At 67.8% G+C, this 4,233-nt stretch carries 5 protein-coding genes and 2 pseudogenes; all 7 read left to right on the top strand.

The annotated features are described in order from the left end of the window. Positions 1-89, top strand: a pseudogene (locus AB4Y84_RS14835) (heme ABC transporter ATP-binding protein CcmA); the annotation flags it as partial. Next, complete coding sequence (gene ccmB / locus AB4Y84_RS14840) at positions 86-781, top strand: heme exporter protein CcmB (protein WP_025876478.1); 696 nt, start codon at positions 86-88, stop codon at positions 779-781. The pseudogene AB4Y84_RS14835 and the gene ccmB, both read left to right, overlap by 4 nt. A gap of 43 nt (positions 782-824) precedes the next feature. Continuing rightward, on the top strand, positions 825-1,589 hold the full coding sequence (gene ccmC / locus AB4Y84_RS14845) for a heme ABC transporter permease CcmC (RefSeq protein WP_442244290.1): 765 nt from the start codon (positions 825-827) through the stop codon (positions 1,587-1,589). Further along, entirely contained in the window at positions 1,586-1,771 is a 186-nt protein-coding gene (gene ccmD / locus AB4Y84_RS14850; RefSeq protein WP_312110982.1) for a heme exporter protein CcmD, read from the top strand. The genes ccmC and ccmD overlap by 4 nt, the downstream gene beginning before the upstream one ends. Continuing rightward, a complete protein-coding gene (gene ccmE, locus AB4Y84_RS14855; protein WP_312787566.1) occupies positions 1,768-2,229 on the top strand; it encodes a cytochrome c maturation protein CcmE in 462 nt (153 codons plus the stop codon). Before ccmD ends, ccmE begins: the two co-directional genes overlap by 4 nt. Beyond that, positions 2,230-4,149, top strand: coding sequence for a heme lyase CcmF/NrfE family subunit (locus AB4Y84_RS14860; protein ID WP_442250355.1), 1,920 nt, complete (start codon positions 2,230-2,232; stop codon positions 4,147-4,149). Positions 4,150-4,158: 9 nt separating this feature from the next. After that, positions 4,159-4,233, top strand: a pseudogene (locus AB4Y84_RS14865) (DsbE family thiol:disulfide interchange protein); the annotation flags it as partial.

Here is a 4,233-nt window from a genome sequence, read left to right on the forward strand (position 1 = left end):
GCGGTGGCGCCGCTCTGGTCACTACTCATGGTGCCTACGCCGCCCCGCCGGTACGCACCCGCCAGCTCGACCTGGGAGGTGAAGCATGATCGCGCCAGGCACCGAACCAGGCCTGTGGCAGACCGCCCGCGCCCTGATCGCGCGCGACCTGCGCCTGCTCTGGCGGCGTCGCGGCGATGCCCTGCAGCCGGTGCTGTTCGCCCTGCTGGTGGTGGTGCTGTTCGCCTTGGCCCAGGGCCGGGACCCGCAGCCGCTGGCCGCCACCGCCGGTGCGGTGCTGTGGTTGGCGGTGCTGCTGGCCGGGCAGCTGGCGCTGGATTCGCTGTTCCGCTCCGATGCCGAAGACGGTTCGCTTGAACAATGGCTGCTGGCGCCGGTACCACTGGCGTGGCTGGTGCTGGTGCGGGTACTGCTGCATTGGGCGACCACCGCCCTGCCACTGATCCTGCTGAGCCCGCTGCTGGCGGAAATGCTGCATCTGCCGCATGACCAGCTGCCGATGTTGCTGGCATCGTTGCTGCTGGGAACACCGTTGTTGAGCCTGATCGGTGGCGTGGTCGCTGCACTGACCGTCGGCATCCGGCGCTCTGGTATTCTCGTGGCGTTGCTGTCGTTGCCGTTGTACGTACCGGTGCTTGTCTTCGGTGCTGGCAGCCTGGCGGCAGCCAGCCGCGGGCAGGATCCGGTCGGTGCGCTGCTGATGCTGGGCGCTGGTCTGGTGATCGCCCTGGTGCTGGCACCGCTGGCCACCGCTGCTGCGATCCGTATTTCTCTGAGTTGACCGAGCTGAGAGCCAATCCACCCCTGCTGGATAGCCGCCACGCATGAATCCGATCGTCCGCTGGTTCCATCAACTCGGTTCGCCCCCGACGTTCGATCGTTTCGCCGCACGCTGGTCCCGCGTATTTTACGCCGCGGCTGTTCCGGTGCTGCTGATCGGCCTGTGGCAGGGCCTGTTCGTGGCACCGCCGGAACAGAACCAGCACGACGCCTTCCGCATCATCTACATCCATGTACCCAGTGCCTGGATGAGCCTGTTCGTGTTCGCGCTGATGGCCGCCTACGCCGCCATCGCGCTGATCTGGCGCATCAAGATCTGCGAGATCCTGGCGATGGCCTGTGCGCCGATGGGCGCCGGCTTCACCCTGATCACCCTGCTGACCGGCAGCATCTGGGGCAAGGGCACCTGGGGCACCTGGTGGGACTGGGACCCGCGCATGACCAGCGAGCTGATCCTGCTGTTCCTGTACCTGGGCGTGATCGGCCTGTACCACGCCATCGAAGACCGCCGCAGCGCCGCACGCGCGGCCGGCCTGCTGGCCATCGTCGGCGTGGGCCTGCTGCCGATCATCCGCTATTCGGTGGACTGGTGGGGCGCGCTGCACCAGCGCCAGTCGATCAACGTGTTCGGCGAGAACGCCGTGCGGCCGGAACTGATCGCCCCGCTGTGGTGGATGGTGGTCGCCACCAAACTGTGGTTCGTCGGCTCGCTGCTGGCCAAGGCGCGCGCCGACAACATCGCGCGCGAGGCCGGCAAGGCCTGGATCGACGAGCGCTTCGGCACCGCGGATGGGGAGGCACGGCGATGACCCACCTGCCCTACCTCATCGCCGCATTCGCGGTATTCCTGCTGGTGCTGGGCTGCGATGCCCTGGGCTCGTGGCTGCGCCTGCGCAGCGCCCGGCAGCTGGCGCAACGCCGCCAGCAGCGGCTGCAGGCGCGCGGCAACGCGTCGGCACAGGCGCCGCTGGCAACCGAGCTCAGCCGATGACGCCGGTACAGCGACGCCGCATGATCTGGGTGCTCCTGCTGCTGCTTGCCTCCGGGCTGGCCACCACGCTGGTGGCCTTCGCCCTGCAGCGCAACATCGCCTACCTGTACACCCCTTCGGAAGTGCTGCGCGGGGACGTGGATGCGCAGTCGCGCTTCCGTCTGGGCGGCATGGTGGTCAAGGGCTCCTTCGATCGACCCAGCGGCTCGTTGCAGGCCCACTTCGTGGTCACCGACGGCGATGCGACGCTGCCGGTCAGTACCGATCGCATCCTGCCGGACATGTTCCGCGAGGGGACCGCCGTGGTCGCCAGCGGTCGCCTGCAGGACGGCACCTTCGTCGCCGACGAGGTGCTGGCCAAGCACGATGAGAACTACGTGCCCAAGGAAGTGGCCGACAAGATGGGCGATGCGCATCGCAAGCACGATGTGCCGGTCACGGCGCCCAAGGTGCGCTGAGTGCTTCCCGAATTCGGTCAGATCCTCCTGCTGTGCGCGTTGCTGGCCTCACTGCTGCAGGCAGTGCTGCCGCTGGTGGGTGCGCAGCGCGGCAATGACGCATGGATGGCCATTGCCCGCCCGGCGGCCTTTGCCCAGCTGGTGCTGCTGGCCGGTGCCTTCGCCGTACTGACCGCGGCCTTCGTGCAGCAGGACTTCTCGGTGCGTTACGTGGCCGAGAACTCCAATTCACTGCTGCCGTTGATCTACCGCTATTCGGCGGTGTGGGGTGCGCACGAAGGCTCGCTGCTGATGTGGGCGCTGGTGCTCGCGCTGTGGACCGGCGCGGTGGCGCTGTTCTCGCGCCATCTGCCGGCACCAGTACAGGCGCGCGTGCTGGCGGTGATGGGCGTGGTCAGCGTCGGCTTCCTCGCCTTCCTGATCTTCACCTCCAATCCGTTCCTGCGCTTGAACCCGGTGCCACTGGAAGGCCGTGACCTCAACCCGCTGCTGCAGGATCCGGGGCTGATCATCCATCCGCCGATGCTGTACCTGGGCTACGTCGGCTTCGCAGTGCCCTTCGCCTTCGCCGTGGCGGCGCTGCTGGAAGGCCGCGTCGATGCACGCTGGCAACGCTGGACGCGGCCCTGGACCAACGTCGCCTGGGGCTTCCTCACGCTGGGCATCGCACTGGGCAGCTGGTGGGCGTACTACGAACTGGGCTGGGGCGGCTGGTGGTTCTGGGACCCGGTCGAGAACGCCAGCTTCATGCCGTGGCTGGTTGGCGCGGCACTGATCCATTCGCAGGCAGTGACTGAAAAGCGCGGCACTTTCGGCAGCTGGACGCTGCTGCTGGCCATCGCGGCGTTCGCGCTGTCGCTGCTGGGCACCTTCCTGGTCCGTTCCGGCGTGCTGACCAGCGTGCATTCGTTCGCCGCCGATCCCTCGCGTGGGCTGTTCATCCTGATCTTCCTGTCGGTGCTGGTGGGTGGCAGCCTGCTGCTGTATGCGCTGCGCGCACCACGCCTGGCCGTGGATGCCGGCGATCCGCGCCGTGGCTTCACCGCCACCTCGCGCGAAACCCTGCTGCTGGCCAACAACCTGCTGCTGGCCAGCGCCTGCGCGATGGTCCTGCTCGGCACGCTCTACCCGCTGCTGGCCGATGCGCTGTCGCTGGGCAAGATCTCGGTGGGTCCACCGTACTTCGGCAGCCTGTTCCTGCTGTTGATGGCACCGATGGTGATGCTGCTGCCGTTCGGTCCGCTGGTGAAGTGGCAGCGCGACCAACCCTCGCGCGCACTGGCATTGCTGCTGCCATGGGCGGGCCTGGCCGTGCTGCTTGGCGCCTGGGCCTGGTGGCAGGCGCCGCAGAATGGCTGGAAGGCCGGCATCGGCGTTGCGGCTGCGGCCTGGGTTGGGCTGGGCACCGCCCGGTTCGTCTGGCAGCGCCTGCGTGGCAATGGCCGCTTCACTGCCGAAATGCTTGGCATGATCGTCGCCCATGCCGGTGTCGCGGTGTTCCTGGCCGGCGCGCTGCTGGTGGAAGCGTTGAACGTGCAGCGCGAAGTGGCGCTGTCGCCGGGCCAGCAGGTGGTGGTCGCTGGGCACGAAGTGCGCTTCGAGGGCGTGGACCACCGCGAAGGCCCCAATTTCATCGCTGATCGCGGCCATCTGCGGGTGCTGCGCGACGGTCGCGAGCTGGCCCTGCTGCATCCAGAGAAGCGCCAGTACGCCAGCGGCGGCCAGGTGATGACCGAAGCAGGCATCGATGCACGACTCAGCGGTGATGTCTACGTGGCATTGGGCGAGCCGCTGGGCAACAATGCATGGGCGGTACGGGTGCACATCAAGCCCTTCGTGCGCTGGATCTGGCTGGGCGCGCTGTTGATGGCCCTGGGCGGATTCATCACCGCTGCCGATCGCCGCTTTCRTCGTCCGTAGGAGTTCCCCATGTCCGAGTCACCCGCCCCACGCCCTTCCCGCCCGCTGCCGCCGGTAGCCATCGTGATCGGCGTCCTGTTCTTC

It is taken from the genome of Stenotrophomonas sp. 2YAF22 (assembly GCF_052114665.1).
GTDB classification, from domain to species: domain Bacteria; phylum Pseudomonadota; class Gammaproteobacteria; order Xanthomonadales; family Xanthomonadaceae; genus Stenotrophomonas; species Stenotrophomonas indicatrix.